At 59.6% G+C, this 19,999-nt stretch carries 9 protein-coding genes, 3 tRNA genes, 3 pseudogenes and 1 CRISPR repeat array; of the genes and pseudogenes, 8 read left to right on the top strand and 7 right to left on the bottom strand.

Annotated elements, in window-relative coordinates; translation table 11 throughout:
* On the bottom strand, positions 1-1,175 hold a 1,175-nt coding region (locus tag BQ7477_RS08685; RefSeq protein WP_129582566.1), incomplete at its 3' end, for a mechanosensitive ion channel family protein.
* A gap of 163 nt (positions 1,176-1,338) precedes the next feature.
* Here BQ7477_RS08685 and BQ7477_RS08680 point away from each other — a divergent pair.
* The 4 genes from BQ7477_RS08680 to BQ7477_RS11130 all read left to right on the top strand — a co-directional run bounded on the left by BQ7477_RS08680 (position 1,339) and on the right by BQ7477_RS11130 (position 4,095).
* Positions 1,339-1,414: transfer RNA gene (locus tag BQ7477_RS08680), tRNA-Glu, on the top strand.
* Between the two features lie 50 nt (positions 1,415-1,464).
* Positions 1,465-1,538: transfer RNA gene (locus tag BQ7477_RS08675), tRNA-Asp, on the top strand.
* A gap of 28 nt (positions 1,539-1,566) precedes the next feature.
* Positions 1,567-1,642, top strand: a tRNA-Phe gene (locus BQ7477_RS08670).
* 1,853 nt (positions 1,643-3,495) lie between these two features.
* Entirely contained in the window at positions 3,496-4,095 is a 600-nt protein-coding gene (locus tag BQ7477_RS11130; RefSeq protein ID WP_084795768.1) for an excalibur calcium-binding domain-containing protein, read from the top strand.
* Between the two features lie 1,033 nt (positions 4,096-5,128).
* Positions 5,129-11,122: a CRISPR direct-repeat array (repeat unit 36 nt; unit sequence GCTGAGAATCAATCATCCATCCCCTTTGATATACTG).
* A 49-nt stretch (positions 11,123-11,171) separates the two neighbouring features.
* Here the strand turns inward: BQ7477_RS11130 and cas2 are convergent.
* From cas2 to cas9, 3 genes are read right to left on the bottom strand one after another with little or no spacing between them, the layout of a single operon-like run.
* On the bottom strand, positions 11,172-11,492 hold the full coding sequence (gene cas2, locus BQ7477_RS08660) for a CRISPR-associated endonuclease Cas2 (RefSeq protein ID WP_073983618.1): 321 nt from the start codon (positions 11,490-11,492) through the stop codon (positions 11,172-11,174).
* Between the two features lies 1 nt (position 11,493).
* Positions 11,494-12,411, bottom strand: a complete 918-nt coding sequence (gene cas1, locus BQ7477_RS08655) for a type II CRISPR-associated endonuclease Cas1 (protein WP_073983617.1) — start codon at positions 12,409-12,411, stop codon at positions 11,494-11,496.
* A gap of 3 nt (positions 12,412-12,414) precedes the next feature.
* Entirely contained in the window at positions 12,415-15,801 is a 3,387-nt protein-coding gene (cas9, locus tag BQ7477_RS08650; protein ID WP_073983616.1) for a type II CRISPR RNA-guided endonuclease Cas9, read from the bottom strand.
* A 517-nt stretch (positions 15,802-16,318) separates the two neighbouring features.
* On the opposite strand from cas9, the gene BQ7477_RS12480 reads away from it, so the two are divergent.
* The 3 genes from BQ7477_RS12480 (at position 16,319) to BQ7477_RS08635 (ending at position 17,584) form a co-directional block, all read left to right on the top strand.
* Positions 16,319-16,573 carry a phage holin family protein gene (locus BQ7477_RS12480; protein WP_234968766.1) on the top strand — a complete coding sequence of 85 codons (255 nt, stop codon included), beginning with the start codon at positions 16,319-16,321 and terminating at the stop codon, positions 16,571-16,573.
* A complete protein-coding gene (locus BQ7477_RS08640) occupies positions 16,570-17,010 on the top strand; it encodes a DUF3618 domain-containing protein (RefSeq protein ID WP_073983615.1) in 441 nt (146 codons plus the stop codon). The genes BQ7477_RS12480 and BQ7477_RS08640 overlap by 4 nt, the downstream gene beginning before the upstream one ends.
* 295 nt (positions 17,011-17,305) lie before the next feature.
* Complete coding sequence (locus BQ7477_RS08635; RefSeq protein WP_073983614.1) at positions 17,306-17,584, top strand: DUF3073 domain-containing protein; 279 nt, start codon at positions 17,306-17,308, stop codon at positions 17,582-17,584.
* 306 nt (positions 17,585-17,890) lie between these two features.
* On the opposite strand, the pseudogene BQ7477_RS12825 reads toward BQ7477_RS08635, so the two are convergent.
* A pseudogene (locus BQ7477_RS12825) lies at positions 17,891-18,232 on the bottom strand (phosphoribosylformylglycinamidine cyclo-ligase); the annotation flags it as partial.
* On the opposite strand from BQ7477_RS12825, the pseudogene BQ7477_RS12475 reads away from it, so the two are divergent.
* Positions 18,230-18,571 (top strand): annotated as a pseudogene (locus BQ7477_RS12475) (heterodisulfide reductase-related iron-sulfur binding cluster); the annotation flags it as partial. The pseudogenes BQ7477_RS12825 and BQ7477_RS12475 sit on opposite strands and share 3 nt — an antisense overlap.
* A gap of 3 nt (positions 18,572-18,574) precedes the next feature.
* On the opposite strand, the pseudogene BQ7477_RS12470 reads toward BQ7477_RS12475, so the two are convergent.
* Positions 18,575-18,844, bottom strand: a pseudogene (locus BQ7477_RS12470) (phosphoribosylformylglycinamidine cyclo-ligase); the annotation flags it as partial.
* A 99-nt stretch (positions 18,845-18,943) separates the two neighbouring features.
* Positions 18,944-19,999, bottom strand: a 1,056-nt coding sequence (purF, locus tag BQ7477_RS08615; RefSeq protein WP_234968764.1) for an amidophosphoribosyltransferase, incomplete at its 5' end; no start/stop codon positions are given.

The following is a 19,999-nucleotide window of genomic DNA, read 5'->3' as shown; positions in this document are numbered from 1 at the left end:
TCGCGGCTCATATCCTGCTCGACGGTGACGGTTTGGCGCGGTTCGATGTGCTGAACGGGACGCGCCCAGGGTTCTTCGGCGACGATCCAAGCGATGAGTTGCTCACGCAGGTAGGCGCGCAGGTCCGAGAGGTTAGCGGAGTTATTCGCGGACACGAGCACGCGCACGGTCACAGTGAACTCGTCAGAGTCGGTGATCTGCACTGCCCACGTGCGCCCATCCCACAAGTCGGTAGACGTGAGGAGCTTCTCGACCTTGGTGCGGATAAGCGTCATGGGCGCGGACCAGTCGAGTTTCAGTTCGACGGTGCCCAGCTGTGCGGCGGCGCGACGCGTCCAGTTCTCGAAAGGCGTCTGAGTGAAGTAGCGGCAGGGGATGATAAGTCGGCGCTCGTCCCAGATGCGCACGACCACGTATGAGAGCGTGATTTCCTCAACGGAACCGGTTTCCTGCTTGTCGCCCGCGACGACCACGTCGCCAACGCGGATAGCGTCGGTGAACGCCAACTGCAAGCCAGCGAAGACGTTGCCGAGCGTTTGCTGGGCGGCAAGACCGGCGATGACCGAGAGGACGCCAGCTGAGGCAAGGACGGTGGTCATTGCTTGGCGCGCGGCCTCGAACGTGCCGACGATAGCGACCGCGCCGATAACGACGACGACTCCCTGCGTGAAGCGGCGCAAAACCTGCGCCTGGGTTTCGAAGCGACGCGAGCGCCCCTTGTCGGATTCTTGACGAGCTCTCGCCGCGTCCTCAAAGACCCAGGCAGCCGCGTAGGCCATCCAGGTCAGGCACGCGAGTCCTGCAATGAGGAGAACGTGCATGAGGAATGTCGTAACAGAGGAGCCGTTCCACTCAGACAGGTGCGGGTTCACGAGCGCGATGCCCAGCCCAATCCACGCGCCCCACGTGGCGAAAGTGAAGTGGGCGGAGCGGCGCACGCGCGCCAGGATTGACGAGGCGGTGGCGGCCTTCACAAACGCCCTGCGCGCGAGGACGTTGAAGACGACCGACACGACAACCCCCAGGAAGGCACCGATGACAGGGCCGAGGATCAGGAGAGTGAGGTCGATGGTGGTAGCCACAGCCGCCTCAGCGCCGGACTGGGAGTCTGCGGCGGCGCGCATGAGCGCGCCCGAGGCTTGGGCGAGGGCACCGAGTGTAGGTGTCATAGTCATGCTTCAAGGGTAGGTCGCCTTGCTGATGAAATCCTGTGAATTCCGCACAAGCGCAACATTTTTTGGTAACGTGTGCGGGGTCACCCATTTTCGTTTTGACGTGCTGCGCTGATTCTGCCTAAACTATTTCCCGTCTTCGGACGCCAGTTCGACGGCCACGTAGGCCCCCATCGTCTAGCGGCCTAGGACACCGCCCTTTCACGGCGGCGACACGGGTTCGAATCCCGTTGGGGGTACCAGCCGGTCGCGTATGTGAACGGCATAAGTGAATAGGTCTTACCTATTGTGAGGCCCCGTAGCGCAGTTGGTTAGCGCGCCGCCCTGTCACGGCGGAGGTCGCGGGTTCAAGTCCCGTCGGGGTCGCCGACCAGACCACTTCGGTTCAGGTCTTGGCTCTGTAGCTCAGTTGGTAGAGCGTTCGACTGAAAATCGAAAGGTCACCGGATCGACGCCGGTCGGAGCCACCAGCAATCCCCGAAGCATTCGCTTTGGGGATTTTGTTTTATCCTCTTGCTCTGCCGCGGTCACCGGCGACCACCCCGGCGCGCAAGACGCCTACCGCACGCGCCCATGCCGGGCAGGGCACCTCGCGGGTTATAGGACACTGCGTGTTGCTGGAAGGGTGACTCTTTGGCTTTCTGGTGCGGGAAAGTCGGTATTGAAGTTGGTGGCAGCCAACTTGGAGGATGGACAAAACGTGTTGCTGGAGGGGTGACTTTTCGGCTTTGTTGCGCGGGAAAGTCAGTGTTTTAGTTGGTTGGGACTAACTATGAGGATGGACAAATCATGTTGGTTTTGTGGTGACTTTTCGGCTTGTTGATGCGGGAAAGTTGGTGTTGGAGATGGTTGTTAAATTGTGAGTCTGTGCGTGGTCCCTTGATCTGTCTCGGTGGGGCTTGGGCAGGTTATTTGCGTCGGTAGTATCTACCGTGCCAGGCCACCGTGCCAGGTCGCTGGCGCGCTACCGGCGGTGCTACTGGCGGTGCTATGAGTGATAGTGTATGACTCCCGCCCGGCGAGCTATCCCACGAATGTCGCATGCAATTCCCCTGACACTGTGTCGCACCGCGCATTCATATCGTTGGAATTGCAACGTTTGCGGACACTGTTGAAAGTTCATTCAATTGAATTGCATGCGAAACTGCTGCGAGCGCGCTTGCTGCCTGCGTTCCTCGCCGCGCGCGTGGGCCCGCTATTGCGGGCGCAGGCCCCCTGATCCGCGCGTGGGCGGCGCCCTGGCGCATATCTAGGGGTTGAGGTGCGTGTCGCGGGGTTAACGCGCATGTTCAGCGGTCATGTGCGAGCGATACGCCAGGTCAGGCGCCGTTGTGTCCACAACGCAGACCACCTTGCCCACGACAGCCCATTGTCAACGTGTTTCATCGAGGTGGTTTGCGACTTGGGCGGCGCCGCCCCGAGGCGTGACCTCACCGACAGTAAACTGTGGGACTTGCGCTGCACGGGGACCCGTGCGTGACGTGCTTGCCGATGACTGCGCCATCAAACGGGGGGAATTGCACCATTAGGGGCGCGACACGCCGGCGACACGCCGAGGGGGTGCTTCTAATGCTGCAAAACCCCCACCATTACCCCTGGTGTCATGCTCCCTCACTGGTGCAGGACTGCCCGGCGGGCGTCAGTAAACGCTGGTAGGGAGTCACCGGCGGGCCCCTTCTGCACGGGCGCGGGTAGGGCAGGACGCCAATTAACGCCGGTAGGGAGTCGCCGGCAGAAACGGGACCCTGCTGCACGGGCGCGTGTAAGGCGGGGCGCCAGTAAACGCCGGTGGGGCGTCGCCGACAATGACTAAGGGACGACTAGCGGCCAGCTCCGCAGTGAGGCTTGTTGCCGATGAGGCGTTACACCCGATCGGGAAGATTCAACCCCAATGGATCATGTGCAATCCTCCCTAACGGGTGCAATCCTCCCGATGGGATGGCTCCCATCGGCGGCGCAAGCACGCAAGCACAATGACGGACGACGCAAGCGCACGTCACGGCCAACCCCCACCGTCGGCACGGGCACGCCAGTGCCACCGACCCCTCCCCCGCCGACTCCTCGCCGCCGACACCTCCCCCGACGACGCTTGAGTCCAAACCCCGACCAACACGTTATGTTCTATAGCCCACCTGCCGCGCCGCAGCCACCGGCGACTGCCCGGGCAAGCGAGGCGTCTACCATACACTCCCATACCGGGCAGGGTGCCTCGCAAGCATCGACACCCGCGTACACTTACTGAAAACGCATGCCTCTCCTGTAGGATACCGAGCAAGCGTACGTGTTGGTGCGCATATCGTTTCGTCCTTAAGGAGGGGCGTCTATGTTGCTTGGGAAGTGCTGGCTACTATTGAGACGCTTCGCGGCCACGATCGTTGGCTTCCTTCTCGTGGCGTGCACGGTGAGCGCATGCGACCTGCCGGTACCAAACGTCGTCGACATGGCCTTGCCTGATGCTATCCAGAAGCTGGAGAATTCCGGATACCGAAACCACGCGGTGATCGACGACCACGGAATGACAATTCTGGAATCACACTATGAGGACGGCTATAAGGTCACCAAGCAGGACAGTGTTGGTTCTGATGTTCCGACCTCGACGACGATCACGCTGACCGTCACTGAAAGCACCATTGCGTCGCCAGAATCGACACCCAGCGACGCGCCTTCCGTAACGTCCGAGCCTGAAGTGACGCCCGAACCCGAGCCGATCTCGGAGGAGCCGACGAGCGAGGAGCCTCCAGCGGCGGAACAGGCAGTCGATGGACCAGCCCCCCAGACACCCGCGCCGAAGAAGCAACCGGAGCGCGCCTATTACAGTAACTGCACGGAAGCGCGGGAAGCCGGAGTGGCGCCACTGCACGTTGGCGACCCAGGCTACCGGCCTGCTCTGGACCGCGACAAGGACGGTGTGGCCTGCGAATAGCGGCCATACGCTTCGAATCCCGATCGCGGTTGCGTCTTACCAGTGGCTGGCCTGACAGCGGCGGTACCTGTTCCACGCGACCGAGCCCCGGCCTCGTACGTGAAAGTGCGCGAGGTTGGAGCTTCTTCGTGCGGGCGGGACGCGCAGGATGAGGACCCGCCACCCGGCGTCGGAGCCATTTTCCCTGATCCTGGAGAGCCGGGGGAACTCCTCTTCGTTCCAGTTGTCACGAATGCGCGCGCCGTCCAGACGTTTGCCGAGGGCGGAGGCGTAATCGGGAGCTTCGGAGGACTCGGGGATGGCGGGGAGATGAGGATGCGGTCGTGCACTTCTGCGGGGCGCCCCGCATCGACTATGAGGGTGACGCGCAGGAGGACCTTGGGGAGCGAGAGCGGGTTGACACGGACTTCCCAGGTGTCATTCCATGGGCCGACGTGGGGGCGGGGTGAGGATCTTCCATGTGACACCGGTGTCGCGGCAATTAATTTGTGGGAGACGTCGTAGATGTAGGAGTGGATCTGCACCTTGCCAACATCCCTCTATCGCCTTAGTTCTCTTTGGTAGCGGGGTAGGATGCGGCAGGAGCCGCGGCGAGCGCTAGGGGCGTCCTCAGGGAGGCCTCTACATGCCCGCGCACGCCGGAAAGAAGATGTGCTAAACTCGCCCGCGGAGCGGGAATCCCCCCTGAACTAGTCTTGAAATAACAGACCGTCAGAACGTTCGGGCAATGGGTCCCGCCCTTTTTACGACGGCACCTGCTATCAAGCTGACAATCATCCATCCCAGCGGGCGGACATCGGTAGAGAATCCTGCCTAGGAAGCAAGGGGCCCCTTCCCTAGTCATGAAGTAATCGACCGCCAAATGGGCCGAAGGAGGTCCTCACCTCTTCATTATATCTGCTGCCGCTATTTATTTTCCGGATCAGTCATTGCTTACCTACAAGCATTCAACGAACTCATTGCTACCACCCATTGACACCGCCATCCATCCCCTTTGATATACTGCGCCGCCCGAGGCGTACTCGGCGATAGGGCTGAGAATCAATCATCCATCCCCTTTGATATACTGCAGTGGTCAGGTCGCCGGTGACGTTGTCGCTGAGAATCAATCATCCATCCCCTTTGATATACTGGAAGTCCGGCATCCCCCACGTCATCCCGGCTGAGAATCAATCATCCATCCCCTTTGATATACTGCATCAACGACGTGGATTACCTCGGTCGGGCTGAGAATCAATCATCCATCCCCTTTGATATACTGTGGTCAGGCGCTTGGTTACTACGTGGATGCTGAGAATCAATCATCCATCCCCTTTGATATACTGACACCGCACGGGAGGCCATCCGGGTGGCGCTGAGAATCAATCATCCATCCCCTTTGATATACTGACACCGCACGGGAGGCCATCCGGGTGGCGCTGAGAATCAATCATCCATCCCCTTTGATATACTGCGCCAACTGGGCGGTGATGTTCTGGATGGCTGAGAATCAATCATCCATCCCCTTTGATATACTGGCTGCGCGGCGCGAGCATCGTCCCCGCTGCTGAGAATCAATCATCCATCCCCTTTGATATACTGTGTAACAAGCCCGTAACAAGGTGTAACAGCTGAGAATCAATCATCCATCCCCTTTGATATACTGTTTATCGCCACCGCCCGCGCCGCCATCAGCTGAGAATCAATCATCCATCCCCTTTGATATACTGCCGCGAAATCGCGGACGGAATGGTCAAGGCTGAGAATCAATCATCCATCCCCTTTGATATACTGGCCATGGAGGACCAGGCCAAAGCCACGCGCTGAGAATCAATCATCCATCCCCTTTGATATACTGAGCCCTAGGCATGAGCCTTGGTGAGCTGGCTGAGAATCAATCATCCATCCCCTTTGACACCGCCTACTGTCCCGAGGATGCACTGATCATCCACGTTGCTGAGAATCAATCATCCATCCCCTTTGATATACTGAGCGAAGTGGGCACAGCGCGCCGAGCGCGCTGAGAATCAATCATCCATCCCCTTTGATATACTGCTGCAGGGCGTCTGCTGGTATGCGCCACGCTGAGAATCAATCATCCATCCCCTTTGATATACTGAACAAGCGACAGTACCTTGACATCGAAGGCTGAGAATCATTCATCCATCCCCTTTGATATACTGGTCATCCTGCCAAGCCGCGCGCGATCCGGCTGAGAATCAATCATCCATCCCCTTTGATATACTGCGCCGATGGGCGAATTGCGCTGTGGGCGTCTGAGAATCAATCATCCATCCCCTTTGATATACTGAGAAACGCTAATCACCGTCATTGGCAACGCTGAGAATCAATCATCCATCCCCTTTGATATACTGGATGACCTGCCCACTGTCGAAGCAATGAGCTGAGAATCAATCATCCATCCCCTTTGATATACTGCCTAGCCAGGATGGTGTGAAGCTCGTTGGCTGAGAATCAATCATCCATCCCCTTTGATATACTGCCAGCGGACGACGCTTGCCACTGTTTCGGCTGAGAATCAATCATCCATCCCCTTTGATATACTGCGGAGGTCCAGGCTGGTAATGGTGGTGTGCTGAGAATCAATCATCCATCCCCTTTGATATACTGTGTCTGACATGCGGGCACAGCGACAACGGCTGAGAATCAATCATCCATCCCCTTTGATATACTGACCACCCGACACCCAAACAACACAAACCGCTGAGAATCAATCATCCATCCCCTTTGATATACTGTCATACCCGTAACGGGCGAGGAACTCGGGCTGAGAATCAATCATCCATCCCCTTTGATATACTGCTTACTAGTCGTTGTCGAATGATGAAATGCTGAGAATCAATCATCCATCCCCTTTGATATACTGCAATAACCACGCGGCTAAATGGGACGCAGCTGAGAATCAATCATCCATCCCCTTTGATATACTGAAGGAAGCGCGCGGGGAAGCGTGGCACCGCTGAGAATCAATCATCCATCCCCTTTGATATACTGTGTGTGCGAGGGTGAGGCGACAGGGCAGGCTGAGAATCAATCATCCATCCCCTTTGATATACTGACGCGCGGCGCACGGCGATCGGACGGCGGCTGAGAATCAATCATCCATCCCCTTTGATATACTGCCGAAGCGCTGCGTGAGCGCGGCGTCCCGCTGAGAATCAATCATCCATCCCCTTTGATATACTGCTGCCTGTGCGTTGTGGATCGGGACGAGGCTGAGAATCAATCATCCATCCCCTTTGATATACTGAGGCGGACCACGCGCGCGATCGCCGTCGGCTGAGAATCAATCATCCATCCCCTTTGATATACTGCACACAAGTACGTCGGCCACCGGGGCGGGCTGAGAATCAATCATCCATCCCCTTTGATATACTGCCTTCGACTTTGAGTGGCAGTGCGACGGGCTGAGAATCAATCATCCATCCCCTTTGATATACTGTCGTGGGAGATCGGCAAGGGCACGCCCCGCTGAGAATCAATCATCCATCCCCTTTGATATACTGATTGTGACCTCGACGGCAGGCCAGGTCGGCTGAGAATCAATCATCCATCCCCTTTGATATACTGATTGTGACCTCGACGGCAGGCCAGGTCGGCTGAGAATCAATCATCCATCCCCTTTGATATACTGTCCCTTCCCTGCCTACGACGGCGCGACCGCTGAGAATCAATCATCCATCCCCTTTGATATACTGGCGCGCGGCGGGGGTCGCGCGCAGGATCGCTGAGAATCAATCATCCATCCCCTTTGATATACTGGCTAGCGTGTCAAGGTCGTCGCGCAGGTGCTGAGAATCAATCATCCATCCCCTTTGATATACTGGCACGTGGTCGCGCGCGCAGACGCCGGTGCTGAGAATCAATCATCCATCCCCTTTGATATACTGATAGACATCGCCTGCATTGAACTCAGTAGCTGAGAATCAATCATCCATCCCCTTTGATATACTGAAGAACTACTCGACCAACACAACTGGTAGCTGAGAATCAATCATCCATCCCCTTTGATATACTGAACGGATACAGGCCACACACCTGGACGCGCTGAGAATCAATCATCCATCCCCTTTGATATACTGCACGTCCAGTTCGAGGACGGCCTCGCGAGCTGAGAATCAATCATCCATCCCCTTTGATATACTGGCACAGCGCGTAGAGCGCGCGTGCTACGGCTGAGAATCAATCATCCATCCCCTTTGATATACTGCAGCGCCTCGACAACCCTGGGGAGGCCAGCTGAGAATCAATCATCCATCCCCTTTGATATACTGAGTCCTCCTGCCCTGCTACGAGGCGTTGGCTGAGAATCAATCATCCATCCCCTTTGATATACTGCCAAACGTGTGATGCCCAGCGCGGCGCGGCTGAGAATCAATCATCCATCCCCTTTGATATACTGCGGATCACGTGCAGCATGGGAGGCCGATGCTGAGAATCAATCATCCATCCCCTTTGATATACTGTCCGATAGACTGTAGTCACAAGATCAAAGCTGAGAATCAATCATCCATCCCCTTTGATATACTGGCTGCGTTCGACAAGGATGTGTACCCTAGCTGAGAATCAATCATCCATCCCCTTTGATATACTGCTCACAGGTACGTCGGCTACCGGGGCGGGCTGAGAATCAATCATCCATCCCCTTTGATATACTGCCCCCATAAAGGAGGACACGTCCGCGCCGCTGAGAATCAATCATCCATCCCCTTTGATATACTGCACCCCCAAACACGAAAGAAGACCGACAGCTGAGAATCAATCATCCATCCCCTTTGATATACTGCGCCCGAGGTTCCCTGACCACGCGGCAACGCTGAGAATCAATCATCCATCCCCTTTGATATACTGGCGCGCGTGCCACGGCGACCGCACGGCGGCTGAGAATCAATCATCCATCCCCTTTGATATACTGTCGGCTGGGTTGTGGAGGATGCTCCCATGCTGAGAATCAATCATCCATCCCCTTTGATATACTGGCACAGCGCGTAGAGCGCGCGACGCACGGCTGAGAATCAATCATCCATCCCCTTTGATATACTGGACATGTTGCGCCATGTTGGCAAGTACGGCTGAGAATCAATCATCCATCCCCTTTGATATACTGGATGACGGCATCGTGTGGCGCGGCGGGTGCTGAGAATCAATCATCCATCCCCTTTGATATACTGCTGGGGACCACGGGTAGCCACTCCGCAGGCTGAGAATCAATCATCCATCCCCTTTGATATACTGTGGGTCCTGACCAAGCGGTGGGCAACCGGCTGAGAATCAATCATCCATCCCCTTTGATATACTGTGTTGCGCGGTCGCGTTGACGCCCCACAGCTGAGAATCAATCATCCATCCCCTTTGATATACTGACCGACGATAGCGCGAACCTTCGTGTCTGCTGAGAATCAATCATCCATCCCCTTTGATATACTGGACCTGAACGGGAGCCTTCGCCGCGACGGCTGAGAATCAATCATCCATCCCCTTTGATATACTGAAATGCTGCGGAGGCGATCCTTGCTGACGCTGAGAATCAATCATCCATCCCCTTTGATATACTGAGGCGCGGGTCAGGTCCGCGATGCGGAGGCTGAGAATCAATCATCCATCCCCTTTGATATACTGCGACGTTCACAGCGCCCATGGGGATTGCGCTGAGAATCAATCATCCATCCCCTTTGATATACTGATCAACGAGCGCGGTGTACTTACCAATGGCTGAGAATCAATCATCCATCCCCTTTGATATACTGGCCGCGAACATGCGTGTGATTGAGTTCGGCTGAGAATCAATCATCCATCCCCTTTGATATACTGACGAGCCTCGAGCAGCTCGCCGCGAAGGGCTGAGAATCAATCATCCATCCCCTTTGATATACTGATGGTCGACGTGGGCTGGCTGTCCGAGGGCTGAGAATCAATCATCCATCCCCTTTGATATACTGCCCACGCCTGGAACCCCTGCGGGGTGGCGCTGAGAATCAATCATCCATCCCCTTTGATATACTGCTGAACCCCCCGTCGTGCTCGCGGTGCGGCTGAGAATCAATCATCCATCCCCTTTGATATACTGGGGATCACCACCTGCACGCCGCCCCCGTGCTGAGAATCAATCATCCATCCCCTTTGATATACTGCTCTCATCAGCGTTCGACCGCGCAGCGGGCTGAGAATCAATCATCCATCCCCTTTGATATACTGTATGAAAGCATGGCGCAACACAACACTAGCTGAGAATCAATCATCCATCCCCTTTGATATACTGAGGGTGGTACCGTTGATCTGCACGATCTGCTGAGAATCAATCATCCATCCCCTTTGATATACTGGTCTCCTTCAGTAGGGGTGTCGGTGGTGGCTGAGAATCAATCATCCATCCCCTTTGATATACTGCGCGGTTGCGCTAGTAGCGCCCCCATTAGCTGAGAATCAATCATCCATCCCCTTTGATATACTGTCATGACGAGGCGAACAAGATCAAGTTAGCTGAGAATCAATCATCCATCCCCTTTGATATACTGAGCCGCCTGGATCGCCGTCATCCCCTCAGCTGAGAATCAATCATCCATCCCCTTTGATATACTGATGTTCGGCTCGGTCCAATCCAAGCTTGGCTGAGAATCAATCATCCATCCCCTTTGATATACTGAGGTCCTCGAGCGCGTCGAGGCGCTTCCGCTGAGAATCAATCATCCATCCCCTTTGATATACTGGCGGAAAGTCATGGTGAGGGTCGGCTCTGCTGAGAATCAATCATCCATCCCCTTTGATATACTGCGTAACCGCGCTCACCCCACAGAATACGGCTGAGAATCAATCATCCATCCCCTTTGATATACTGCTGCCCACCGTCGTCTCGACGCCCGGCCGCTGAGAATCAATCATCCATCCCCTTTGATATACTGGATGGTGACGCCGCCGCGTGCGCGCATCGCTGAGAATCAATCATCCATCCCCTTTGATATACTGGCAACCCAACGACCTGCGTCACCTGCGAGCTGAGAATCAATCATCCATCCCCTTTGATATACTGAGAACCCCGAGTTTTCGGCATAAAACAGCCAAAAACTCGGGGTTCAACGTCAGAAAATCATGAGCTGCTCGGGGCTTCCGACCTCCTTCCGAGGCCTCGCGTTATCAAAACGGAGCCCCGTCGCCCACTGACGATCCGTCAGCGCAAGCACACGCACCTGCCCACCCTCCGGCAGATGAGACTTGATCGCTCGCAACGTCGCATGATCCTGCCCGCCCGTCGGCCAATACTTCACATACACGCTGAACTGGACCATACAGAAACCCCAATCCAGCAGATCGTTACGGAAACGCGTCGCCTCACGCCGCTGCCTCTTCGTCTCCACCGGAAGATCGAACATCACCAGGCACCACATCGGGTCATCCGCCATCTCACTCACCCACGCCAACCACAGACGGCCCCTGCCACGACAGAACACGGAGACGTTCAAGGTCCCCCTCCACGTAACGACCAAAGCTCTGTGCAAGCGCCTCGGCGACAGCGGGAATCCCATGCCCATCGCCGTCAAATCGCTGCGACGCGGCAGCAACCAGAAGTTGCTTCACCTCCCGATCCGACGGGGACGCAGTCTCGGGGAGCGACAACGCCACCTCGTCGATCGCGGGTCTAAACGGCTCGATCAAGTCGTCCGCCAGAGCAAAAGCATTCCCCCTGCCCCTATGGAAGACACCGAGTGCCGGGGCAAGGCCCGCGGCGAGAACAGCACGCATCAGATGCCCCCGAAGAACCGAATAGCCATAATCCAGACACGCATTAGCGCCGATCAACTGCCCCGCCGCGGGTTGTCGTCCCACTCCCCTACCAAGTGTCCGCGACCAGTAGAGACGAGCGGCCTGAGCCTCGACATTTCCCGGGTCGCCCGAGCGCACCTGGTCTGCGAGCGCGAGCAGCTCGCCACCACCACGAATCTTCAGGTTCTCCAGAACCGAGGCCTGCCCCTCGATCTTTGCCCGAACGAGGCGAGCCCACGCGTTCTTCTTCCGCGGCAACGAAACCTCTGCCTGCGCCCGGTGACGGGCCGCTACTCGGCCGTGATCCGACCACGAGTAGCAGCCACCCTCCGGAATACCCCTCCAGTCACAGAAAAGGACCGCAACGTCTGCCTCGGCCAGGCGATGGAGAACAGCGGCGCTCAGATTGACTTTCATCCCGATGAGAATGACGGCCAGCTCGGCGACGGGGAGAAGCGTCGATGTACCGCCTTCCGGACACACCTCCACGCCGCCCCGCACGGCGCGAAGGGCTCCCTCGAAACCGCACAGGTCAACAACGCGCCACTGCTCCGACATGAGTCACTCCACGACACACGAGGTCGGAAGAGAAGCCCGAGAGCCATACCTCGGCTCCGCTAGACAATTTCGCCGAACGATCTCAACCGCCCCAGAAGAGAACACAACGTTAACAGAAGGTCTCCACCCGCTTCCGTCAAGAAGATCCTTCATCGCTTTATCTGCATCCTTATCCAGCCCTTCAGCGGACAAAAGGTACGGTCGAAGTCGCAGCCTCGCAGATGTTGGGAACCCAGCAACCCTCCAACTCGTGGCCTCCGGATAGCGTTCCAGCACCTCGCCAATGAAACCTCCGCGGTACTTGCTGGTGTCGATCCGCAGCTCGTCACCTTCAACCAGCCATCCGATCTGCGTTGCCGTTCCATTGGCCAGGGCTTGACGAATCTTCGGCTCCGCCGTGCGCATCGAGATAGCGGAAGGCTTGAGTGGGGTCGTAAAGACGTCTTGGTGCTTCATGCGCATCAGGTCCACCTGGAACACGCGCACCATCGCATACGCTATCTTCTTCCCGTCAATGCGGTAGATCCTCGCGTGATGGATAGAGCTACCAAGTTCCACATATCCTCCGCGCACTTTGAGGCAAGCAGCGGAGGAACCGAAAAAGTTCAGCAGATCCTCAGGCCCCACGCGCGTTCCATTCACCGAAATCCTGCGCGACGGGTTCTCAGGCAGCCCCTTCTTCGGGTTGAAATCCGGGCATCGGGTGAGCGCCGTCCACAGCGCGGGTGTCTCGGCCCGGTCGATCAGCTCGACGGGCAAGGCGGAACCGAGGGAATGCTGCTCGCCGAATCCCTTCGTCATGATCTGCTCACCGTCCGGTGTCTTCGGAGGACAGAACGAGTGCACCGTCGCATCGTGAATAACGCTCGAACCAACACGCAGGCGAATGTTCTCCACGAAGGGGATCGCGTTCTCACTCAGCGCGATGTTGAAGAGCACAACGCCGCGGAGCATCGACTCGCGCCACGACTCAAAGCGCTGCGAGGCTTCGCCCGGCTTTCCGTAAAAGTTCTTCCAGCTCTCCTCAACGCCCGCAAGACGCTGCGCGTCACGCATGTTCACACGCAGCGCGAGGGTACGGGACACCGACGGGTTCATTAGAGCAATCACGAGCGCATCCATCGCGTGGTGACGCCTATCGAAACGGGTCTTGCCTCGACCACCGATCAAGTTGACTCGGCTTTCGAAGCCCGAGGCCTTCCTGGCCTCCGCTGTCAACTGTCCTCGGTAGACCCCCACGGAGGGCACGAACTCTTCGTTTCGAGAACGATAGAAGCCCTCGATGCGAGTCCGCAGTTCGACGGCCATCCAGGCGACGGATTCCATCGAGCGACCGTCGAACTCTTCGTCCGGCTTACGGGACTTCAGACGGGCAGACACCTCGCGCTGCAGCTGCTTGAACTGCTTGGGAGACATGCCGTTGTCGCGCTCCCACATCTTGACGCGTTCGAGGGCACCCTCCAACGACACACCCTCGTTCGCCTTGTCCGATGAAGCCCACGCAGCAAACGGAATCTTGCCCTTCATGTGGTTGCACGTCCGGCACACTGCAGCCAGGTTCGAGCGGTCGTTCGTCGACGAGCCATCCGCTCTCGGGACGATGTGGTCCATTTCGGCGGTCGTGAATGTGATCGGAGCGCCACAATACAAGCACTGGCAGTTCTGCCTCTGCAGGGCGAAGTACCTGATCTGATCAGAACGGCGAACCTTCCCAGACAGGTTCAGCTTCTGCGCCATGTCCGCAACCGCTGACGCATTCGCCTTGCGACGTTTTTCGTTTTCCCGCATGAGTTCGCGTGCCACTCGCTCAGACCCGAGGCCGTCGCGCGCATGCTCAATGTTGATAGCCGTCGGCTCGCCCCACCGCTCTGTCGCTGCGTGGAGCCACCGGCTCACCTGCTTGAGGACGCGGTCGACGGCCGGGTTACCCGTCGGCGCGCCGATAGGCTCCACGGCGGGCTTCCAGTCGTCGCCAACGTTGAATTCCAGGCGACGAGCCGTATGCAGATCAACACCGTCGCGAAGCATCCTGTCGGTGAGGCGACGCAGGGAATCCAAGGAATACGCGGCACGCCCCTGGGGCAGGGAGATCTTCTCGAATTCGAGTTGGTCCTCCTCGGTCGCCTGTTCAAGCAATTCCGCGACCTCGTCGTTGACGTCGGTCCCATCCTCGGAGCCACCGGAGTTTGAGAAGGCGTCCACAAAGTAGCCGCGCTGTTCGTCGTTCGCTGCTTTCCACCATTCCTTCAACCACTTGACCTTGCAGGCCATGATCTTCTCGGTGGTCACGTCGGTCGGAGGATTGCGCAGGACCGGCGAGCCATCGAAGGACGCCTTTGCTGTACCCCGCAGGTCGGAACGCTCGATACCGAGGTTGTCTGCCAGGTCCTGCCAGGTGACCTCCTGCTTGAGGCTGACCTGATTGATGAAGTCGACAAGGCCCTCGAGTTCGTCGGGGGTCAGCGCACGCTCCTCACGTCCCTCGCGAATACGCAGGTTAGCCAGAACACTGACGATGCGGAACTTCTGGAACGCAGGATGCGCTTTCTCAGCGCGCACGTGCTTGCCCTGCCCCGGCAGCTCATCGTAGCCAACCAGACCACGTTCCTTCGCGCTGCCCTTCGGAGACTTCGCCTCAAAGACCACCCTGATGAGACGATCTCGTTCTGCGGGAGGAATCTTCTGCACGTCGCAGATCCGCCGTATCTCCTCAGCGTTGTCGCTCTGGTGGAGTTTGCCGGCGAGGATTCCCTCGGGTCCACGCACCTTCGGCGTCCCCGGTTCCTTCACGTAATCGGGGTGCGCCAGGTAGGCGTCCACCAGCTGCCCGGGCGTCGCATCAGCCGGGAAAGCCCTGCGCAACGCTTTGCTAATGCGTTCCTTGAGCCCCTCGAGGAAGTCGCTCGGCTCGGAGGGCTGCAGCAGCGTCTCCACCTTCGCGTAGGGGTTCCGCCAGCCTCGGTGACGCGCCATGTGGCGCACCGCGATTGAGAGCGCTTCCTTGCGTTCTGCATCATCTGCGATGTATCCCTCGAGCAGACCCGCACGGACATGCCAGGGTTCGCGCGGATCCTTAAACGAAGTAAGGTCGGGCAGCGGCCAGCCGAACTCCTTGGAGAGAACACGATCGAGATTCACGAGGCGCTGGTGCCGCGTGCGGTACAGGCGGCGGGTCCGTCGGGCAACCCCAGCCGTCAGCTTTCGGCTCTTTGCTGCCTTGTTTTCATTGGGATCGACGCCAGCATCGTGAATGAAAACCATAGAGTTCAGCAGCCTCACAGGCTGATCGCTGCGATCGACCTCGACCGCGCAGAAGCCAATGGATTTCAGGCCGACGTCGATGCCGACCCGGTAGCGGATACCCGGAACATTTTCTGAGGAAGCAACCATGAACACATAGTGTCACACTGCACACACATTTGCGTCCACTTTGGAAAAATACCGGGCGTTTCGCGAGGAAACGCCCGGTGGAGCATTCGGAGCCGCTAACGAGTCGGCCCTTACTGAGAATCAATCGCTTACAGCATACACCACCACTCCCAGAGACGCAAGCCACACGAGAACCGATTTTTACCCCGCTCACCCGCCCCACCCCCGCGCGCCATAACGGCACAAACCGCACGATCCTGAAAGAATAGGGGTATGTCGAATGAGTCGCGTGAAAACCTGCAGGGTACGGATAGCCAGGACGTGGCCGACCTGACGGCCGCCACGGGGCAGGCCGTCTCCGAGCCTACCGCCGCCGCGGTCGACGCTGCCGCCGAGGGGGCCACGGCCTCGTCAACGAACGAAACCCCGACGCAACAGCCGCAGCAGACACAACCGCAGGCGCCCCAGCCCACGCAGGGTGAGGTCGTCATCGCGCCNGAAGGCGCTCGCTTTCGCCGCCAAGAGCGCGAAGGGAGCGGTGCTCCTTGCGACGGCCGCGGTTTTCGCTCTCTTTCTGCTCGGCTGGACGCTTCACACGATTGAGGTTGCCCTGACCCTCGTCGTGCCCGCATGGGCGGCGTCGCTGATCGTCGTCGGGCTGCTCCTCCTAGTCGTGATCGTATTGGCCCTCGTCGGCGCAACCGCGCTCCGCAGCGCACAAAAGCACCGCCCGGACCCGGCCGCGTCGGTCGCCGCCACTAAGCAAGCCATCGAGAAGGGAATGGGCAAGTGAGCAACACCGTCGCCCCTCGCACCGTGACCGTCGGCGATTCCGCCGCCGCGCAGTCCTCCGGTGCGCGCACCGAAGCACAGATCGCCGCCGACTTGGAGCGCCAGCGCGCCGAACTCGCGGCCACAATCGATCAGCTCTACGAGCGCGTCCAACCCGCGGCGCTCGCACAGGAAGCGAAGGACGAAGCCACCGCCCGCTTCACGGCCATCAAGAAGTCCGCGTCACTGGCTCTGCAGGACGCTGTGGGCGGCAACACGGAGGCCCTCAAAAAGGTCGGCATCGTGGCACTGTCTGCGGTGGGTGCCCTCACCGTGATCGTTCTTCTCGCCACGCGTAAGCCCCGGCGCGCCCGCCGCCAGGCGCACCGCATCGGACGTGAGGCCGCCTCGCAGACGCTCGCGGCTCTCGCAGCCGCGGATGAGGCCGTGGAAGCCTAACACCAACTACCGTTGATCCGACCGTTCCCCTCACCCGAACATCCCGTTTGTGCGAGGGGAACGCGCATATCCGCCCCACGCCCATTCGTAACACCGTTCACAGCACGGCTTTTAACGAGCGTGTTTCCGCCACTCTACGAGCCAGAAAGACGAACTTCCAGCTGCGCTGTGCGCGCAAAACACGGTCCAAGGTGAGGCAAAGGCCCGTCATTAGCTATGATGGTCCCACGAAACATTTTGAACACCCAGGGAACCGCTTGACGCGGACCCGAACGACGCGGAGGGGGTCGACGCCATGGGGCGCGGCCGTCAAAAGGCTAAGCAGATGAAAGTCGCTCGGAAGCTGAAGTACTTCAGCCCCGACACCGACCTACATGCACTTCAGCGAGAGCTGGCGGATGAGGACTCGTACACGGCGAACGACGCCGAGAACGAGTCCGAAGAGGACGATGCAATCGACGACGACCTCTATTCGAAATACGCCGACTTCGCGAATATTCCAGCAGAGGACGACGACATCGATCCGAAACAGCTGGATGAGTCCTTCTGGACAGGTGGTTCCTCCACTAAGTAAAGGCTCAGCCATCCGGCGGACCGCTCCCCGGCCCGCCGTTTTGGCGTGCCACAGCGAGTCCTGACCCGCGAGGCAATGCGCACGCAACTCGGCGACCCGAAACAGAGCGCCCCCGCAGCCGTGCACCCACCGCGCCCACGCCTCGTACCCCGCGCGCCGGAATGCCGCGCGCATCACCCCCGCCACGCAACAACGGGCGCCTCGTACCCCGCGCGCAGACGCACCCAACCGCTCAGGAACCCACGAGCAAAGCGGGGCCGAGGCCAGCTGCCCCGCCCCCGCACTAACGCGCAGCACAACGAAGAATCAGCCCACCCGGTACGTGCCGTGAAGCGCCACGGCACCAGCCTGCACGCCCTTCGTACCGGAAATGAGGCGCACACCGGAGGCGTCGGCGCCCAGGTCATCGATCGACCCGACGCCCTCTACGGTCCCATCACTGCCGATCGACGTGACGCAGCCCAGGACCCACGCGGCCACCCCGGCCTCGTTGATCGCGGATTGGACCTCGGTGGCGACGGACTCGGAGACGACGGCGACCATGCCGACCCCCAGGTTGAGGGAATCCTCCATGCCCACCCAGGTGACGTCGCCGCCGCGGCGCACCCAGTCGAACACGGCGGGCACGGTCCACGTGGAGCGGTCCACNCGATCGCGGGCGAATACCCGGAGCTCGGCGGACACTTCGACGTCGTCCACCACACGCAGCTCCTCAACCGCCTCGTGCGCGACGGCCTGCTCACGCCGGTGGCCCCCACCGCGGACGAGGCCGTGCCATCGGATGAAGAAACCACACACGAGGCCGGGGCGAAGGCCTCGGATACCACGCCGCCTGCGAAGGTTCCCCTGACCGTCACCTACCACGATGCCTGCTTCCTGGGACGCCACAACCACATCTACGAGGCACCGCGCGAACTCGTGAGCGCACTACCGGACGTGACCCTCGTCGAAATGCCGCGCAACCGCGACCGAGCCATGTGCTGCGGCNATGCCGACCAGGTCCTGGCCGATCGTGTCGTGCACGTCCATGGCCTGCGCGATCGCGATCTTCGTGCCCACGCCGTCCGTGGAAGTCGCGAGGAGAGGCTTCTTCATGCCCAGCAGCGCCGACGCGTCGACCATGCCGGCGAATCCGCCGGTCGCGCCCAGGACGGTCGAGTCGTGAGTGGCGGCCACGGCGCTCTTCATCAGTTCAACGGCGCGATCGCCCGCTGCCGTGTCAACGCCTGCAGCCGCGTAGTCCAAGGGGGTGTCGGTCATGGGTGGTGCCTTTCGCAGGTGGCCTTCGACGAGGCCGGGTCTGGGTGATCGGAGAAGGGGAAACGCCCGCGGCGCAGGGGTACGTCGCGGGCGTGGGGGTTAGCAGGGGGTAGCGTCGGGTGTGCCGGGCACGGGCGTCCCGGCGGGGATCGTCTCGGGGTATTCGCCTGTGAAGCAGCCCAGGCATAGGGAGTTACCCTGCCCGGTGGCCGCGACCATCCCGTCGATCGACAGGTAGGCCAACGAGTCGGCGCCGAGGTGGGCGCGCACCTGCTCGACGTCCATGGAGGAGGCGATGAGCTCGGCGCGCGTCGGGAAGTCGATACCGAAGAAGCACGGCCATACCACGGGCGGGGACGAGATGCGGATGTGCACCTCGGCGGCCCCGGCCTCGCGCAGCATTTTGACGAGCGCGCGTTGCGTGTTACCGCGCACGATGGAGTCGTCGATGACGATGAGGCGCTTTCCTTCGATGACCTCGCGCAGGGGGTTGAGCTTCAGGCGGATACCGAGCTGGCGCAAGGACTGCGTGGGTTCGATGAAGGTGCGCCCAACGTAGGCGTTCTTCACGAGGCCCTGCGCGAAGGGGATGCCGGCCTCCTGCGCGTAGCCGATGGCGGCAGGCGTCCCCGAGTCGGGAGTGGGCATCACTATGTCCGCGTCGATGGGGTTCTCGCGCGCCAGGGCGGCCCCCATTTGGTGGCGTGCGGCCACGATGCGGCGCCCGCCGATCGTCGTGTCGGGGCGCGCCAGGTACACGTACTCGAAGACGCAGGTGTTGGCGCGGCGCACCGCGAAGCGTCGCGAGTGCACGCCCGAGGCGTCGATCGAGATGAGCTCGCCGGGTTCGATCTCTCGCACGACGGTCGCGCCACACAGGTCCAGGGCGGCGGTCTCGGAGGCGACGACCCAGCCGGAAGGGAGGCGCCCAAGGACCAGGGGCCGGTAGCCGTGCGGGTCGCGCGCCGCGTACAGCGTGTTCTCGTCCATGAAGACCAGGGAGAACGCGCCCTTGATGCGGGGCAGGACCTTCAGGGCTGCGCCGACGAGGGGCGCGGGCTCGGGATCGGTGACCGACGAGGCCTGGGCGGATTCGCGCTCGTCGGAATCGGCGGGCGTGACGGCGGGACTCGCGATGAAGGGGGCGGGCCCGGG

The sequence above is a fragment of the Actinomyces bouchesdurhonensis genome (assembly GCF_900128465.1).
Classification (GTDB): domain Bacteria; phylum Actinomycetota; class Actinomycetes; order Actinomycetales; family Actinomycetaceae; genus Pauljensenia; species Pauljensenia bouchesdurhonensis.
This window is presented reverse-complemented; position numbering and strand designations above follow the sequence as displayed.